Source organism: Microbacterium sp. T3-8, assembly GCF_055398145.1.
On sequence record NZ_AP027918.1, the window covers coordinates 623935 to 639992 of the forward strand.

The window sequence follows — 16058 nt, forward strand, 5'->3', positions numbered from 1 at the left end:
CCTTCGGGGTCTTTCGGTGTCGAGTGCTCAGCCCTTGATGGCCGAGCCGAGGTTCGCGGACGTGAAGTGCCGCTGGAACAGGAGGAAGAGCACGACCACCGGCACGGCGAGCACGCAGGCGCCGGCGAGCACGGCGCCCATCGGGTTCTCGAGGAACGAGCCGTTCGTCTGCGAGAAGTTCGCCAGGCTCACGGCCAGGGTCTGCTTCGTCGCGTCCTTCGTGACGAGGAACGGCCACAGGAACTCGTTCCAGGGCCCGATGAAGGTCACGAGCATCGCGGTGAGCACGGCGGGGCGCACGAGCGGCACGGCGATGAAGAGCAGGATGCGCACCTCGCTCGCGCCGTCGATGCGTGCGGCGTCGAACACGTCGCGGGGGATCTGCAGGAAGTACTGGCGGAAGATGAGCACGGCGACCGAGTTGATCGCGAAGGGCAGGATCATGCCGATGAAGTTGTCGGCGAGACCGAAGTAGCGCACGACCATGACGTACAGCGGGATCATGAGCAGCTGGAACGGGATCGCCTGCACGAGCAGCACGAGGGCGAAGACCATCCCTCGACCGCGGAACGAGAGAACCGCGAGCGCGTAGCCGACGAGCAGGCCGAACACGAGGGTGCAGCCCACCACACCGGCGGTGAAGATCAGGGAGTTCAGCAGTGAGCCGAGCAGGTTCACCGACTGGTTGATCGCGACGAAGTTGTCGAAGGTGAGGTTCTGCGGAAGCGGCAGCAGACCGAACAGACTGGTGTCGCGCGTGCGCTGGAGGGCGCCGATGATCATGTAGTAGAACGGCACGAGCGCCGCGAGCGCCCCGATGAGCAGCAGCACGAAGCGCAGCACACCGAGCACCCGTCCGCTGCGCGCGGGGCGGGCGGCCTTGTCGGGAGCGATGCGGGTCGTCGACGTGGTCATCGGTTCTTGCCTTCCGTGATGCGGCGCGAGACGAGCGAGACGATCATCACGGCGATGACGAGGATCATGCCGATCGCGGCGGCGATGTCGGGCTTCCCCTGCTGGATGCCCTGCTGGTACATGAGCAGCGCGGGGGTCATCGAGGCGTTGTTGGGCCCTCCGCCGGTGAGCAGGTACGGCTCGGTGAAGATCTGCCCGGTGGTGATGATCGACAGCAGCACGACGAGCGAGGTGACCGGGCGCACGGCGGGCAGCGTCACCGAGCGGAACCGTTGCCAGCGTCCGGCGCCATCGAGCTGGGCCGCCTCGTGCAGCTCTTTGGGCACGTTCTGGAGTGCAGCGAGGTACAGCAGGATGTAGAACCCGAGGTTCTTCCAGGTGACGTACACGGCGATGAGCGGCATGATCAGCGCCGGGTTGGCGAGCCACGACGGGTCGGGGGCGAGCGAGCCGAGCAGGGAGTTCACGACGCCGTTGCCGTTGAACAGGAAGATCCAGACGGCCAGCGTCGCGACGGATGCCGTCACGTAGGGCACGTAGTACGAGATGCGGAAGAAGCCCTTCCAGTGCACGACGGCGTCGAGCCCGGAGGAGAGCAGGAGGCCGAGCACGACGGTGAGCGGCACGTTGATGACGAGGAAGATCAGCAGGTTGCCGAACGCCTGCCGCACGATCGGGTCGGCCAGCACGGTCGCGAAGTTCTCGAAGCCGACGAACGGATGCTCGACCGCGACGCCCGGGGCGGTGAAGTAGAAGTCGTGCACCGACATCCAGATCCCGAATCCGAACGGGATGAGGAAGACGACGATGACGAAGAGGATGTACGGAGAGCTCAGCAGGAGTCCGAGGGGATTGTCGCCGAGCCATCGGTGCAGCGCGCCGCCGCGACGACGCGGCGGGTCGGCCTTCGATCTCTGCGCTGGTGCGGCACTGCCCATGGCGATTGTTCCTCACTGATACGACCGTTCCGTCGTCGCATCCGGCCGTGGTCCGGTGGTGCGCGACGGTGACAACTCCTTTAGTAAACCGGTTTTGCTGTGCGAGGTCAACCTGCCGGACTTCCGGTGGAGGACGGCGCTAAATCCCGCTAAACGGTCGGTTACACTACAACCATGAACGCGACTCCCCCCGACGGCGTCGGCGCCGATCGGCCCGCCTCGCCCGTGCTGCAGCGCAAGATCACCATCGGCGACGTCGCGGCCAGGGCCGGCGTCTCGAAGAGCGCCGTGTCCTTCGTCTTCAACGGCCGCTCCGGCGTGGGTGAAGAGGCGCGCGAGCGCATCCTCGAAGCCGCTCGCGCTCTCGAATGGCGGCCGGATGCCCGGGCGCGCGCTCTCTCGCGCAGCCGAGCCCAGGCGCTGGGCCTCGTGATCCGTCGCGCCCCCGAGCTGCTGAGCACCGACCCGTTCTTCCCGCAGTTCGTCGCGGGGGTCGAGAGCTTCCTCTCGACCGTCGGCTACGCCCTCGTGCTGCAGGTCGTCGACGGCGAGGAGGCCGAGCGCGAGGCCTACTCGCGCTTCGCCCACGAAGCCCGGGTCGACGGCGTCTTCCTCACCGACCTCCGCGTCGAGGACGAGCGTCCGGCCGAGCTCGCCGGACTAGGGATGCCCTGCGTGCTGCTCGGTTCGGGGACTGGCGAGGGCACGGCCCCCATCGGGCTCGACGACGCCGCCGGCATCCGTCGCGCCGTCCGCCATCTGCACGCCCTGGGTCATGAGCGCATCGCGCACGTCTCGGGTTCCGATCGCTACGTGCACTCGCGCGTGCGTCGCGAGGCCTGGGCCTCCGAGCTCGCCCAGCTGGGGCTGCGCCCCGGCACCGTCGTCGAGGCCGACTTCACCGGTGCGGCCGGCGCGCGCGCGACGCACGAACTGCTCGACGACCCCGAACCGCCGACCGCCATCATCTACGCGAACGACATCATGGCGATCGCCGGCATCTCCGCCGCGATCGATCGGGGCGTCCGCGTGCCGCACGATCTCTCGATCATCGGCTTCGACGACATCCCGCTCGCGCCGTACATCATCCCGCCGCTGACGACCGTGCGACAGGACGTCTTCCAGTGGGGCAACGCCTGCGCGCGCGCCCTCGTCTCGATCGTCGAGGGGAACGAGCCGGGAGCGATCGAGCTGCCTCCGGTGGAGTTCATCGTGCGGGGCAGCACGGGGCCCGTGCGGGGGCAGGGCGAGGCGATCATCGAGGCGGCGGGATGACCGCGCCCGCTCCGCGCCTCGTGGCCTTCGATCTCGACGACACCTTGGCGCCGTCCAAGAGCGCGATCGACCCCCGGATGGGGGCGCTCCTGGTGGCGCTCGCCGAGCGCGTGACCGTCGCCATCATCTCCGGCGGGCGACTCGAGCAGTTCACGGCGCAGGTCGTCGACAGGCTGCCCGCCGCCGGCCCGGAGACGCTGGCGAACTTCCACCTGCTCCCGGCCTGCGGCACCCAGTACTACCGCATCCGTCCGCACGGGATCGAGACCGTCTACGCGCTCGACCTCGCTGCGGGGCGTCGCGCCGCAGCGACCGCCGTGTTCGAAGAAGAGGCGCGCCGGCTCGGTCTGTGGGAGGAGACGACCTGGGGCGACGTCATCGAGGACCGCGGCTCGCAGATCACCTTCTCGGCGCTGGGGCAGCAAGCTCCGCTCGATGCCAAGGCGGCCTGGGATCCGACGGGCGAGAAGCGCAACGCGCTCAGCGCCGCCGTCGCCGCTCGATTGCCGGATCTCGAGGTGCGCTCGGGAGGGTCGACGTCGATCGACGTCACCGAGCGGGGCATCGACAAGGCGTACGGCATGCGACGACTGGTCGAGCAGACCGGCATCCCCCTCGACGACATGCTGTTCGTCGGCGACCGGCTCGATCCCGCCGGGAACGACTACCCCGTGCTCGCGATGGGAGTCGAATGCCATGCGGTCACCGGCTGGGAATCGACGGCGGAGTTCCTGGAGGGTCTCCTCCCGCGGTTGTGAGCCAGGGCCGACACCCGTTCGGGAGGAGATCACACGGATGGGAGGACGGATTCTGAGAATTCGTCCTCCCATCGCGGTGTTCTCCTCCCGAACCGGGGGCGGGAAGAGCGCCCGGGATCAGCCGGCGGCCGGCGCGATCTCGTTCGGCGTGACCTCGAGCTCGGTGCTCGCGAGCACCTCGCCGGTGGTGAGGTCGACGGCGTGCACGCTGTTCGCGGCGGGCTCGGTCACGTAGGCGATGTCACCGGCCACGACGATCGCGGGGTGGGCGTCCTGCCACTCGGCGGGTCCCTCCCACGCGTCGATCACGGGGAAGGTGTCGGTGATCTCGCCGGACTCGGGGTCGAGCACGTGGATCGACCCGTCGGATCCGAGGATGTACGCGAGTTCACCCGGGCCGCGGGCGACGTCGCGGAACGTGTACTCCGCGCCCTCGGGCAGGTCGACGACCTCGTACGTCAGCGCCTCGGTGTCGATGAGGGTGACGGCGCCGAGCAGGTAGCCCTCGGCGTCGGGGTCGTTCTTGTAGTCGCCGACGATGATCGGGCTGGATTCGCTCACGTAGGCGTTGCCCATCCGGCCGTAGGGCTGGTCGGGGGCGGAGAGCTTCGTGATCTCGCCGTCGGCGTAGACCAGGGCGCCGTCCTCGCAGCCGAAGACGACGACCTCATTCGCGGCCGTGCCCTCGCCGTGCACGCCGGGGCACTGGTCCGACGAGGCGATCTCCGCGCCGTCGGCGTCGCGCACGACGATGCCGTTGCGCCCGTCGGCGTTGCCCACGGTGGTGAGGAACGTGCCGTCCTCGAGCACGATCGAGACGCCGTGGTGCGCCTCGACGCCCGCGATCGTCTCGACCTCGGGAAGTCCGTCGGATGCCGCGAGATCGGCCGTGTCGAAGATGGTCGTGTCGCTCGTGCCGTCGGCGTAGAGGATCGTCTTGCCGCCGTGGCGAACGACGTGACCGGGGGTGTCGGCCGCGAAGACCGTGTCGGTGAGGGCCGCGTCGTCGGAGGAACCGGCGCCGGTGTCGAGCACCTGGAAGCCCTCGCTCATCGTGACCATGACGTGCCGGTCGTCACCGGCCGGATTGAGGCGGGTGAACTCCTCGGAGTCGAAGTCCGCGACGGTCTCGAGGGTCTCGCCGTCCAGCACCAGGATGCCGCCGTCGTACGAGATCGCGACGCGGGCGCCGGCATCCGTCGTCGAGCTCTCGCTCGCCGGGGCATCCGCGGCGGGGGTGGTCGAGCAGGACGCGAGGGTCACGACCGCGCCGAGGGCGACGGCACCGACCAGCGCTCTGCGCAGGGGGAGTTTCTTCATGCAGGTGCTTCTTTCTCTGTGAGGGGTGGTCTCAGCGGGTGAGACCGGAAACGATGCGCTCGGTGTTGACGCGCATCATGGTCAGGTAGTCGGGGGCGCCGCCGTCGGCGTCGGTGAGCGACTCGGTGAAGAGCTCGATCACCTCGACGTCGATGTCGGCCTCGTCGGCGAGAGCCCGTGCGAGACGATCGGGCGACGACGACTCTGCGAAGATCGCCGGGACACCGGTCTCCTCGATCGCGTCGACGAGGTCGGCGAGATCGGATGCCGAGGGCGCGGCGAGCGTCGTGCCGCCGGGGATCACGGCCCCGACGACGTCGAAGTCGAAGCGCTCCGCCAGGTAGCCGAAGACGTGGTGGTTGGTGACGAGGGCGCGACGGTCGGCGGGGATGCGCGCGAAGGCATCCGTCATCTCGGCATCCAGGTCGTCGAGCTCGGTGCGGTAGTCGGCGACGCTCGACTGCAGGGCGTCGGGATCGATCCCCTCGATCTCGGCGAGCGCGGGTTCGAGCGCGTCGACGACGGCGAGCATCTGCGCCGGGTCGGTCCAGAAGTGCGAATCCGGCATGCCCGCGGCATCGCCCTCGCTGTAGTCGAGCACCTCGATCGCGTCGCCGGCGACGAAGGTGCGGGCGTCGGAGGCGGATGCCGCATCGAGGTGCTGCTGCAGCCCCTCCTCGAGTCCGAGTCCGTTCGAGACGATCAGGTCGGCCTCGCGCAGGGTGGCCGCCTCCTGCGCCGAGATCTCGAAGGAGTGCGGGTCGGCGTTCGGCTTCATGAGCGTGACCACGCGCGCCTGACCACCGACGAGCTGCCCGACGACGTCGCCGAGGATGTTCGTCGAGACGACGACGAGGGGGCGCGGGTCGGTCGCGGGCGGCGCGCACGCCGTGAGGGTCGCGGCGAGCAGGCCGACGGTGGCGAGGGCGGTCGCGGCGCGGGAGCGGAGGCGGGGCGGTCGCATGTCAGCGTCCTGTCTCGGCGACGAAGGCCGGCTCGGTGGCGGTCTCAAACGTGCGGGCGATGCGGGCGGCATCGGCGTAATCGATCTCGTACAGCTGCCGCTCGACGGGGGCGCTGAGGTAGGCGCGGTGCTGGTCGGCGACGAGCACCGGGGCCGCGCCCGACGCGAGCGAGGCGGCGACGAGGGGCGCCGTCTCGGCGAGCAGCGAGCCGTCGGCGGCGCTGAGCACGAGCATCCGCCCGTCCTCGGCCAGCCCGAGAAGGTGACCGTCCTCGTCATCGACCGCGGTCACGTGCACGAGCGGGGCCGGTGCCGTGAGCAGCGTCCAGGTGCGGGCCCGGGTGTCGAGCAGGCGGATGTCGGTCGGGCTCGCCAGACCGGCGACCGTCGGGCGCCCCTCGCGGTTGTCGAAGGAGGCGACCGCGCCGGTGGGAGCATTCGCCGGGTACGGGATGTGCTCGACGACGAGCTCGCCGTCGTCGACGTGGGCGAGCAGGGCGCCGTCGGCGCATCCGATCACGGCGCCGACCCGGGTCGTGATCGTGCCCGAGGGGGCGGCGCACGTCTCGTCGAGTCCGGTCGGCTCGCCGTCGGCGGTGTAGCCGGCGACGCGCGCCCCGACCCCGTCGACCGCCTCGGTGACGAGCGCGAACGACCCGACGGGAACCACGAGTCCGGCGTGCGGCTCGCGCTCGAGGCGGAACTGCTCGCGGATCTCGCCCTTCGAGAGAGCCTCGGTGCTGAGCAGCACGGCATCCCCCGAATCGGTGAACGAGATGCCGGTGCCGCCGGAGGTCGAGCTGTTCGTCGTGGCGACGGTCGCCGAGCCGTCGCCGTCGACCGTTCCGAGCAGGGCCGGGGCCGCGCGGTAGTAGTGGAAGTGGTCGACGTGGTCCCACGTCCACACGCCGCTGTCGACGATCTCGATGCCGTCGCCGACGTCGGCGAACAGGTAGCGGCCCTCGGTGGTCATCGCCCGCGGTGCGTCGATCGCGCCGATCTCGGTCACGGTCTCGTCGAGCAGGTCGAGGTGCGTGACCGTGCCGGCGGGGTCGATCGCCGTGAGCCCGAGCGGGGGTTCGGCGACCTCCTCGGCTCCGGCGATCGCGCCGTGCCCGTCACCGGTGGAGGGGGCGTCGGTCGCCGTCTCGGCGGACGTGTCGGCGGTGGGCGCTCCGGTGCAGGCGGCGAGGCCGAGCGTGAGGGCGCCCAGGAGGGCGAGGGAGGTCGAGCGGGAACGCACGGGGTCCTTTCGGGGGCGGGTGGGGCCGGTTCGGGCGGTCATGCCGCCACCGGTGCGGTCGTCGCGTGGGTCGTCGAGCGGATGCCGGTGACGGCTGCTCGGGCGACCCACGAGAGGCAGGTCAGGGCGATCGCCGCGGCGGCGACGGATGCTCCGGCGGCGGTCGCCGCGAACCATGAGGTGACCAGGCCGAGGAAGACGGCGACGATGCCGAATACGCAGGCGAGCAGCATCCGCGTGGGGATGCGGGTGGTCCAGTGGCCGGCGGCGACTGCGGGGGCGAGCAGCAGACCGACCACGAGCATCGAACCGACGGCCTGGTACGAGGCGACGACCGCGAGGGTGACGAGGCCCACGAGCGCGGCCTGTGCGAGCCGCGGGCGCAGGCCGAGCACGGTGGCGATGCGGGTGTCGAGCGCCAGCGCGACGAACGAGCGGTGGAAGCCGCAGGTCACGGCGAGGCCGATCGCGGCGGCCGCGGCCAGCAGCACGAGGTCGGCCGAGGTGATGGCGAGGATGTCGCCGAAGAGGATCGCGGTCGCGTCGGTGGCGAAGCTGCCCGAGTGGGAGATGATGATGACCCCGAGGGCCAGCATCGAGACGAACAGCAGCCCGATGCTCGTGTCGTAGGACAGTTTCGCTCGGCGCTGGAGCGCACCGATCCCGATACTCATGGCGACGGCACTCAGGGCGCCGCCGGCCAGCACGGGCAGGCCCAGCACCGTGGCCAGCGCGACGCCGGGGAGCATGCCGTGGGCCAGTGCCTCACCGAGGAACGCCATGCCGCGGATCACGACCCACGTGCCGACGACGCCGCAGAGGATCGCCACGAGTGCGCCGCCGAGCATGCCGCGCTGAACGAACTCGAGCGCGAAGGGGGCGAGGAGAGGAAGGGTCACGTTGAGCGAGCCTAGAGCTTTTTGAGAATGATTATCAAACTCATATGATCGAGACATGACTTCGTCCCCCGTGCTCGCCGATCCGATCGCCGTCCTTGACGACGTGCACGTCGCCTTCGACGGCGTCGACGTGGTGTGCGGCGTCGATCTGCGCATCGTGCCAGGGGAGTTCGCGGTCATCGCCGGGCCCAACGGCGCCGGCAAGTCGACGCTGCTCGAAGTGCTCGCGGGCACGCGCTCGCGGCGGCGCGGTCAGCGTTCGGTGCCCGGCGCCGTCGCCTTCGTGCCGCAGCGCGCGGCGATCCCGCCCCGGTTGCCCGTCACGATGCGCGACGTCGTCGCCGTCGGCGTCTGGGGTCGGCTCGGCCCATGGCGACGGATGGACGGCGAGGCGCGCACGGTCGTGGCTCGGTCGCTGGAGCGACTGGACATCACCCGCCTCGCGTCGAGCCCGTTCGCCTCACTCTCGGGCGGGCAGCAGCAGCGCGCCCTGCTCGCTCAGGGTCTCGCGCGGCAGGCCGACCTGCTGCTCCTCGACGAGCCGACGACCGGGCTGGATGCCGAGAGCAGTCGGCGCATCCGTTCGGTGCTGCGCGAGGAAGCCGATCGGGGCGTGGCCGTGGTCTGCGTCTCGCACGATTCGGCATTGCTGGATGCCGCGGATCGGGTTGTGCGTGTGGAGGAGGGGCGGGTCGTCGGGGTGCCTCGCGCGTAGCGGAGGAGATCTCGCGCAGCGCAGGAGCGGATGCCTCGAACGCTCCTGCGTTGCGAGAGATCTCCTCCTGAGCTGACGCCGCGGCATCCGCTCGTCTGCACGGACCGCGCACGTCTGCACGGAGATTCGGGCGGATGCTCCGTGCAGATGTGATTCGTCCGTGCAGGTGAGCGCGGGGTGCGCCCTTCGTCTCGCTTCGCTCGCTCAGGAACCGAGAAACCCGGCTCCTGAGCGAGAAGCGCAGCGACCCGGTTTCCGTAGAGCCGCTACTGGGGCCCTGAGCAGCCCCTGGGTCCCTGGGCCTGTCGAAGGGGCCCTGTCCGAGACGCCCTACGGCACGAACTGCGGCTCGGGCTCCACGACCTCGGGCGCGACCCGCGGGGTGCGGGCATGGTCGACCACCGCGATGACTGTGGCGGCGACGAGGAAGATGCTGACGGCCCAGAGCGCCCACATCGCGCCGGATGCCGGCCTGCCGGCGAAGCTCGTGTCGGAGAAGAACGCGTAGTAGATGATCAGCGCGAGCGCCATGCCGATCGCCGAACCCGTGCGCTGTGCGAACTGGATGAGCGATCCGGCCACACTCGAGCGGTGCCCCGGCGTGTGCAGCAGTGTGCGCGCCTGATTCGCGGGCGCGGAGAGGCCCGAACCGAACGCGCTGACGCAGAGGAGCGCGGCGATGAGCGGCGGAACGGTGCTCGTCGAGGCCGCGCCGAACACGAGCCCGCTCCCCGCGAGGGCGAGTGCGCCGGTTGCCGTGCCGAGCGCGACCACGTGGCCGTTCGTCGGCGAGACCCGCGTCGCGATCCAGGAACCCAGGAGGCTCGCGGCGGCTGCCGGCAGCATCCACATCGCCGTCTCGAGCGCCGACAGGTGCGCGAGCTGCTGCAGGGCGATCGTCACGACCAGGGTGCCGGCGGTCGCCGCCGCGTGCATGCATCCGGAGATCAGCACGCCCGCCGGGAGGTGGGGGAGGCGGAACAGTTCGGGGTCGACGAGGGGTTCGCGACCGCGCCGGGTGACCCGTCGCTCGTGGGCGATGAAGGCCGCGAGGAAGGCGATGCCGAGTCCGATGCCGACGAAGATCCACGGTGCGGGGGGTTCGGTGCCGGAGATCGCGCTGAGCGGGCCGATCGTGAGGACCACGCCGACCGCGAGCAGCACGGTGCCGATCGTGTCGTATCCCCGGCGGCGCTCGCCGACGGGTTCGTGAACGACCACGAACGCGAACGGGAGGATGATGGCGCCGGCGACCACGGTCACGAGGAACAGCAGTCGCCAGCCGAGCTGGTCGCCCGCGACGTCCATGATGAACCCCGCGAGCACCGGGGCTCCGAGCGAGGTGAGGGAGGTGATGGCGGCGAGGGCGGCGAGTGGCTTGGCACGCTCTCCGGCGGGGAACACGCGCTGGATGAGCCCGAGTACCTGCGGCATGAGCAGGCCGGCGCCGAGGCCCTCGATCACGCGCGCCGCCACCAGCCACTCGATCGTGGGGGCGAAGGTGCACGCGACACTCGACGCGACGAACACGATCATGCCGGTGAGGAACACCGTGCGACGCGGCACCACGTCGCCGATACGGCCGGCGGGCAGCAGCATCGCGGCGTAGGCGAGGGTGTAGCCGACGAGCATGAACTGCACGGTCGCGGGGTCGCCGCCCATATCCGCCTGGATGGCGGGAAGGGCGATGCCGAGCTTCGAGACGTCGAGGATCGTCAGCGCGGCGGCCCCGGCGAGCACGGCGAAGACCGCCCACTTCCTGCGACCGCGCGTGCCGTCGATGGTCGTCGCATCCGACACGTTGATCCTCCTGAAAGTAATACCGACGTAACGTAAAGGACTATATAACAGTATTGGACTATCAAGACACACTACGAGATTGGGTTTGAGATGAGCTCGAGAACAGCGCTGATCATGATCGACATGCAGAACATGTACCTGCAGCAGGAGCGGCGGAGCGCCCTGGGGTGGCCGCCGATCTGGAACTTCGACGAGGTCGTCGCCGAGTGCGCCGAGCTGCTCGCGGCCGCTCGCGCACAGGGGATGCCGGTGATCTACACGCGGCAGACCTCCCGCGCCGACGGCGCGGACGCGACGCCGAGCATGCGCCGTCTGCTGGCGTCGTCGGCTGCGAGCGACGAGGAGTCGCCGATCGGCGACGACGCCGACTGGGGCTCGCAGGTGCTCGACGCCGTGCGCCCCGAGCCGGGTGACATCGTGATCGAGAAGCACCGGTGGGATGCCTTCTTCAACACCGACCTCGACCCGATCCTGCGCAACCTCGACGTCACCCGCCTCATCGTCGCCGGCCTGCAGACGAACGTGTGCGTCGAGACGACCTCGCGCACCGGCATGATGAAGAACTTCGACGTGGCGGTTCCGCTGGATGCGGTCTCGACCGACGGAGAGGCGCTGCACCGCGCCGCCCTCGACTCGCTCCGCGTGCTCTACGTCGAGGTCGCCCCGTGGCGCGAGCTGCTGGCCGAGGATGCCGAGTGGGCGCAGCGGTACACGACGCCGGGCTACGGCCGGACGGCCGAGGATCTGGCGACGATCGGCGCCTGAGCGGCACCGCCGCAGGACGGCTCCCGAGGGGTTGTCTCCGCACGCATCACGCGCGTGCGGGGGCGGCCCCTTCGAGTGCGTCGGGCACGGGGATCTCGGGATGCTCGAGCACGACGCGCAGTTCGTCGAGCCAGTCGAGGGTCAGCGTCGTCTGCCGCAGCCACAGCGTGTAGAGCGCTCGCCGACTGCGCCAGACCGGGCTGTCGTAGTCCTCGCGCTCCTCCTCCCAGTTCGACAGGAGGTGGGTCAGGCTGAACTGCCGCTGGCGCTGGAACGTGACCTCGGCGTCGAGGAGGTAGGCGGCGTCGGCGTCGTCGAGCGTCCAGAGGTTCAGCAGTCGCAGCATCGCGTCGTCGCGCACGCCGTGGTCGGGCTGATCGTGGAGCAGCCAGCGCCGGAGCTCGTCGAGGCCCTCTTCGTTGATGATGTAGCTCGTGCGGCCGCGCTGGTTGCGCTCGCTGATGTCGATGAGGCCGAGCTTCTCCATCTTCGTCAGCTCGGAGTACACCTGCGAGGGACTCGCGTGCCAGGCGCGGTCGTTGACGTCGTTGAAGCTGGAGTTGAGGTCGTATCCGGTTCGAGGCTTTCCTCGCGAGAGGGCGGCCAGGATCGCGTGCCGGAGGGCCATGGGGGTCCTTTCTCTGACGGACGTCGTGCAGATTTCTTCGGACTGCGACGTGATTCTCGCGTGTCGGATGCCCGGAAACACGGGGCTCGTCCCGACGGGGACAACAGTGTCATCAATACGAAACAGTACCGAAACAGTACATCAGTGCATAATTCCAATTATGGACTACAAAGCCATCGCACAGAACCGGTTAGTGCGTCTCGTGAGCGGTCGGATCGTGATGACCGTCGTGACGGCGCTTTTCATCGCCGTCGTCGTCTTCTTCGCCATCCGCGCCATCCCCGGTGACCCCGCGCTGACGATCCTCGGAACCGACAGCAGCCCCGCCGAGCGCGAGAAGCTGCGCGAGGTGATGGGCCTCGACCAGCCCCTGATGTCGCAGTTCACGATCTGGATCGGGCAGGTGCTCGGCGGCAACCTCGGCTTCTCGTACAGCCAGGGTCGCCCCGTGACCGACATCATCGGACCGGCGCTCACGAACACCCTGCTCCTGGGCGGACTCGCCAGCATCCTCGCGATCGGTCTCGCCATCGTGATGGGCAACCTCGCCACCACTCGGTTCCGCGGCGTGCGCCGCACGACCGACTGGATCGAATCACTGTTCCTGTCGGCCCCGCAGTACACGGTCGCGCTCGTGCTGCTCATCGCCTTCGCGGTGGTCTGGCCGCTGTTCCCCGCCGGCGGTGTCTCGACCCGCGGCGACGGCTCGGTCGGCGACCTCGCCGCCCACCTCCTGCTGCCGGCGACCGCGCTGGCACTCGCACCCGGCGCCCAGATGGCGCGGTCGCTGAAGACGTCGATCTCGACCCTGCAGTCGACCGACCTGCTGCCCACCCTGCAGGCGCGCGGCCTCTCGCCCTGGCGGCTGACCGTGCACGCGCATCACAACGCGCTGCCGCCGATGATCACGGTGCTCGGCATCCAGGTCGGCACGATGCTGGGCGGCGCACTGTTCGTCGAGCAGATCTTCAGCATCCCCGGCCTCGGCGCCCTCATCGTGCAGTCGGTCGGCCTGCGCGACTACACGCTCGTCCAGGCCGTCGCCCTGATCATCGCGATGATCTTCGTCCTGGTGCTCCTCGTCGCCGACGTCGTCAACGCGGTCCTCGACCCGCGAATCAGAAAGGGACGCGCATGAGCGCACTCGCCGAACCCCCGGTCCTCACCGCCTCCGTCGCGGTTTCGGATGCCGTGCCCCGATTCCGTCGCCGATCGGTGCTCAGCCGGATGCCGCTGCGATCCGTCGTCGCGCTCGGCATCGTCGCGCTGCTCACCGCCGTCGTGCTCGCGGCTCCGCTGCTGCCGCTCGCCGACCCGCTCACGGGGTCGCTGTCCGAGCGTCTGCTCCCCTTCTTCACCGACGGCCACGTGCTCGGTACCGACACGCAGGGGCGCGACCTGCTCAGCCGACTCGTCTACGGAACCCGCACCTCTCTCATCGTCAGCGTGGTCCCCATCATCATCGCCACCGTGCTCGGCCTCGCGATCGGCACGATCGCCGGTCTCGCCGGCAAGGTCACGAACACGATCCTGATGCGCGGGGTCGACCTGCTCTTCGCCTTCCCCGGAGTGCTGCTCGCCCTGCTGCTGGCGATCTCGTTCGGTGTCGGCCTGGGCACGCTGATCCTCGCGCTCACCCTCGTGTGGATCGCGCCGGTCGCCCGCATCGCCGAGACCGAGGTCTCCCGCATCCGCGAGCTCGACTTCGTCACCGCGGCCCGTTCGAGCGGGGCGACGGGCGGCACGATCCTGCTGCGGCAGATCGTTCCGGTCACCCTCCCCGCCGTTCTCGCGTACTCGACCTCGCTCGTCGGTGCCAACGTCGCGATCTCGGGCGGTCTCGGATTCATCGGACTCGGCGTCCCCTCGCCGCAACCCGAGCTCGGGTCGATCCTCTACGAGATGCAGGCGGCGGTCTACACGAACCCGACACTCGCGCTCGCGCCCGTGGTGATGATCCTGCTGCTCTCGATGCTCTTCCCGCTCGTCGGCGACGGCATCCGCGATGCGATCTCCGGAAAGGGACAGAAATCATGACCGAGACCCTTCTCGCCCCTCCGGCCGGCGGCCTCGCCGACCCGGCCGCGCTGGTGCTCGACGCCACCGGCATCAGCGTCTCGTTCCCCCGCTCGGGCGGCGGCGCCAGCACCGTCGTCTCGAACCTCGGCCTCGGTCTCGAGAAGCGTCAGGTGACCGTGCTGCTCGGCGAGTCCGGCAGCGGCAAGTCGGTGTTCGCCCGGGCGGTGACCGGCCTGGCGGCGCGGACCGCGACGGTGAGCGGAACCTCGTACTTCGACGGCGTCGACCTCATCGGCGCCCCGGCATCCCGTCTGCGGATGCTGCACGGCGACCGCATCGGAATGGTGCCGCAGGACCCGAACTCGTCGCTCGACCCGATGCGGCGCATCGGATCGCAGATCGTCGAAACCCTGCTGCAGCACCGCCAGTGCCCGAGTCGCGCGGCCGCCAAGGCGCGTGCGCTCGAGCTGCTCGAGCAGGTGCAGATCCGCGATGCCGAGCGGGTGATGCGCTGCTATCCGCACGAGGTCTCGGGCGGAATGCGCCAGCGCATCGCCATCGCGATCGCGATCAGCTGCGGGCCCGAACTCATCGTCGCCGACGAACCGTCGAGCGCGCTCGATGCGGCCGTCGGCGCACACGTCGTCGGATTGCTCGACGATCTGCGCAACCGTCTGCATACGGCGATCCTCTTCATCACGCACGACATCGGCGTCGCGACGCTCATCGCCTCGCAGGCGCAGGACCGCGTGGCCGTGATGCTGGGCGGTCAGATCGTCGAGCTGGGCTACGCGCCCGACGTGCTGCGCGCTCCCCGCCACGAGTACACCCGAGCGCTCCTCGCCGCGGAGCCCTCGGCCGGAGTGCCGCGCGGCGGGCTCGCCGTCGTTCCCGACTCCGTGCGGATGCGCCGCGACTGGGGAACCCTGCACGAGGTCGCACCCGGCCACGCCGTCGCCGACGGAAGCGTCGGAGCCGGCGGATCCGACGGAGCACAGGAGGAGGCAGCATGACCGCGGTACTGGAAGGCTCCGGCATCGTGAAGCGCTTCGGCGACTTCACCGCCCTGCACGGCGTCGACTTCTCGATCGAGTCCGGACGCACGCTCGGTGTCGTGGGCGAGTCCGGCAGCGGCAAGTCGACGCTCGGGCGCATCGTGATGCGCCTGATGCGACCGGATGCCGGCACCGTGCGGCTCGATGGGCGCGATCTCTTCGCGCTGAGCGCGAAGGAGCTGCGGCAGGCCCGTCGTGACTTCCAGCTCGTGCCGCAGGACCCCCGCAACGCCCTGAACCCGGCGATGACGATCGGTGACAGCCTCGCCTTCCAGCTGCGCGCGCAGGGTATCGCCCGCCGAGAATGGGCGTCGCGTTCGGTCGATCTGCTCGCAACCGTCGCCCTCGCCGCCGACTACGTGCACGCCTTCCCGCACGAGCTGTCGGGCGGACAGGCCCAGCGCGTGGCGATCGCCCGCGCCATCGCCAGCAAGCCGAAGCTGCTGATCTGCGACGAGGCGGTGTCGGCGCTCGACAAGTCGGTGCAGGCGCAGGTGCTGAACACGTTCGCCGACCTGCAGGCGCAGCTCGGGGTGGCGATGTTCTTCATCACGCACGACCTCGCCGTCGTCGAGCACATCGCCGACGACATCCTCGTGCTCAACCGCGGCCACGCCGTGGAGTCCGGCGAGACCGCCGCCGTGCTCGCCGACCCGACCGATCCGTACACCCGAGAACTTCTGGCCGCGCGCACCCTGATGCACGCCTGAAGACCGCACCACCCCTACCCGCACCACCGCACCACTACCCGCACCACACACAGC

The 16058-nt window shown here is 69.9% G+C and carries 16 protein-coding genes; 8 read left to right on the plus strand and 8 right to left on the minus strand.

Annotated elements, in window-relative coordinates:
• Positions 1-27: 27 nt before the first annotated feature.
• Complete coding sequence (locus ACZ5Y9_RS02985; RefSeq protein ID WP_336641214.1) at positions 28-915, minus strand: carbohydrate ABC transporter permease; 888 nt, start codon at positions 913-915, stop codon at positions 28-30.
• On the minus strand, positions 912-1853 hold the full coding sequence (locus ACZ5Y9_RS02990) for a carbohydrate ABC transporter permease (protein ID WP_247623778.1): 942 nt from the start codon (positions 1851-1853) through the stop codon (positions 912-914). Before ACZ5Y9_RS02990 ends, ACZ5Y9_RS02985 begins: the two co-directional genes overlap by 4 nt.
• A 174-nt stretch (positions 1854-2027) precedes the next feature.
• Between ACZ5Y9_RS02990 and ACZ5Y9_RS02995 the strand changes: the two genes are divergently transcribed.
• On the plus strand, positions 2028-3128 hold the full coding sequence (locus ACZ5Y9_RS02995; protein WP_247623777.1) for a LacI family DNA-binding transcriptional regulator: 1101 nt from the start codon (positions 2028-2030) through the stop codon (positions 3126-3128).
• On the plus strand, positions 3125-3886 hold the full coding sequence (locus ACZ5Y9_RS03000) for an HAD-IIB family hydrolase (protein ID WP_336641213.1): 762 nt from the start codon (positions 3125-3127) through the stop codon (positions 3884-3886). Before ACZ5Y9_RS02995 ends, ACZ5Y9_RS03000 begins: the two co-directional genes overlap by 4 nt.
• A 117-nt stretch (positions 3887-4003) precedes the next feature.
• On the opposite strand, the gene aztD is transcribed toward ACZ5Y9_RS03000, so the two are convergent.
• From aztD to aztB, 4 genes are read right to left on the minus strand one after another with little or no spacing between them, the layout of a single operon-like run.
• The gene (gene aztD, locus ACZ5Y9_RS03005) at positions 4004-5206 is read right to left on the minus strand and encodes a zinc metallochaperone AztD (RefSeq protein WP_464472239.1); all 1203 of its coding nucleotides are present in this window, start codon (positions 5204-5206) and stop codon (positions 4004-4006) included.
• 31 nt (positions 5207-5237) lie between these two features.
• Positions 5238-6170, minus strand: coding sequence for a zinc ABC transporter substrate-binding protein AztC (gene aztC, locus ACZ5Y9_RS03010; protein WP_464472240.1), 933 nt, complete (start codon positions 6168-6170; stop codon positions 5238-5240).
• A 1-nt stretch (position 6171) separates the two neighbouring features.
• A complete protein-coding gene (locus tag ACZ5Y9_RS03015) occupies positions 6172-7455 on the minus strand; it encodes an ABC transporter (protein WP_464472241.1) in 1284 nt (427 codons plus the stop codon).
• Positions 7452-8312, minus strand: coding sequence for a zinc ABC transporter permease AztB (aztB, locus tag ACZ5Y9_RS03020; protein ID WP_464472242.1), 861 nt, complete (start codon positions 8310-8312; stop codon positions 7452-7454). Before aztB ends, ACZ5Y9_RS03015 begins: the two co-directional genes overlap by 4 nt.
• A 55-nt stretch (positions 8313-8367) precedes the next feature.
• Here aztB and aztA point away from each other — a divergent pair, with 55 nt between their 5' ends.
• Entirely contained in the window at positions 8368-9027 is a 660-nt protein-coding gene (gene aztA / locus ACZ5Y9_RS03025; RefSeq protein WP_464472243.1) for a zinc ABC transporter ATP-binding protein AztA, read from the plus strand.
• Positions 9028-9357: 330 nt separating this feature from the next.
• On the opposite strand, the gene ACZ5Y9_RS03030 is transcribed toward aztA, so the two are convergent.
• On the minus strand, positions 9358-10827 hold the full coding sequence (locus ACZ5Y9_RS03030; protein WP_464472244.1) for an MFS transporter: 1470 nt from the start codon (positions 10825-10827) through the stop codon (positions 9358-9360).
• Positions 10828-10917: 90 nt separating this feature from the next.
• Between ACZ5Y9_RS03030 and ACZ5Y9_RS03035 the strand changes: the two genes are divergently transcribed.
• Positions 10918-11592: a cysteine hydrolase family protein gene (locus ACZ5Y9_RS03035; RefSeq protein WP_247623770.1), complete on the plus strand. Its 675-nt coding sequence runs from the start codon at positions 10918-10920 to the stop codon at positions 11590-11592.
• 46 nt (positions 11593-11638) lie between these two features.
• Here ACZ5Y9_RS03035 and ACZ5Y9_RS03040 read toward each other — a convergent pair whose 3' ends face one another.
• Positions 11639-12220, minus strand: a complete 582-nt coding sequence (locus tag ACZ5Y9_RS03040) for a PadR family transcriptional regulator (protein WP_464472245.1) — start codon at positions 12218-12220, stop codon at positions 11639-11641.
• Between the two features lie 220 nt (positions 12221-12440).
• Here ACZ5Y9_RS03040 and ACZ5Y9_RS03045 point away from each other — a divergent pair, with 220 nt between their 5' ends.
• From ACZ5Y9_RS03045 to ACZ5Y9_RS03060, 4 genes are read left to right on the plus strand one after another with little or no spacing between them, the layout of a single operon-like run.
• The gene (locus tag ACZ5Y9_RS03045; RefSeq protein WP_464472246.1) at positions 12441-13358 is read left to right on the plus strand and encodes an ABC transporter permease; all 918 of its coding nucleotides are present in this window, start codon (positions 12441-12443) and stop codon (positions 13356-13358) included.
• Positions 13355-14257 (plus strand): ABC transporter permease, encoded by a 903-nt coding sequence (locus tag ACZ5Y9_RS03050; protein ID WP_464472247.1) that lies wholly within the window; start codon positions 13355-13357, stop codon positions 14255-14257. The genes ACZ5Y9_RS03045 and ACZ5Y9_RS03050 overlap by 4 nt, the downstream gene beginning before the upstream one ends.
• The gene (locus tag ACZ5Y9_RS03055) at positions 14254-15252 is read left to right on the plus strand and encodes an ABC transporter ATP-binding protein (RefSeq protein WP_247623766.1); all 999 of its coding nucleotides are present in this window, start codon (positions 14254-14256) and stop codon (positions 15250-15252) included. The genes ACZ5Y9_RS03050 and ACZ5Y9_RS03055 overlap by 4 nt, the downstream gene beginning before the upstream one ends.
• Complete coding sequence (locus tag ACZ5Y9_RS03060; protein WP_247623765.1) at positions 15249-16004, plus strand: ABC transporter ATP-binding protein; 756 nt, start codon at positions 15249-15251, stop codon at positions 16002-16004. Before ACZ5Y9_RS03055 ends, ACZ5Y9_RS03060 begins: the two co-directional genes overlap by 4 nt.
• Positions 16005-16058 lie beyond the last annotated feature (54 nt).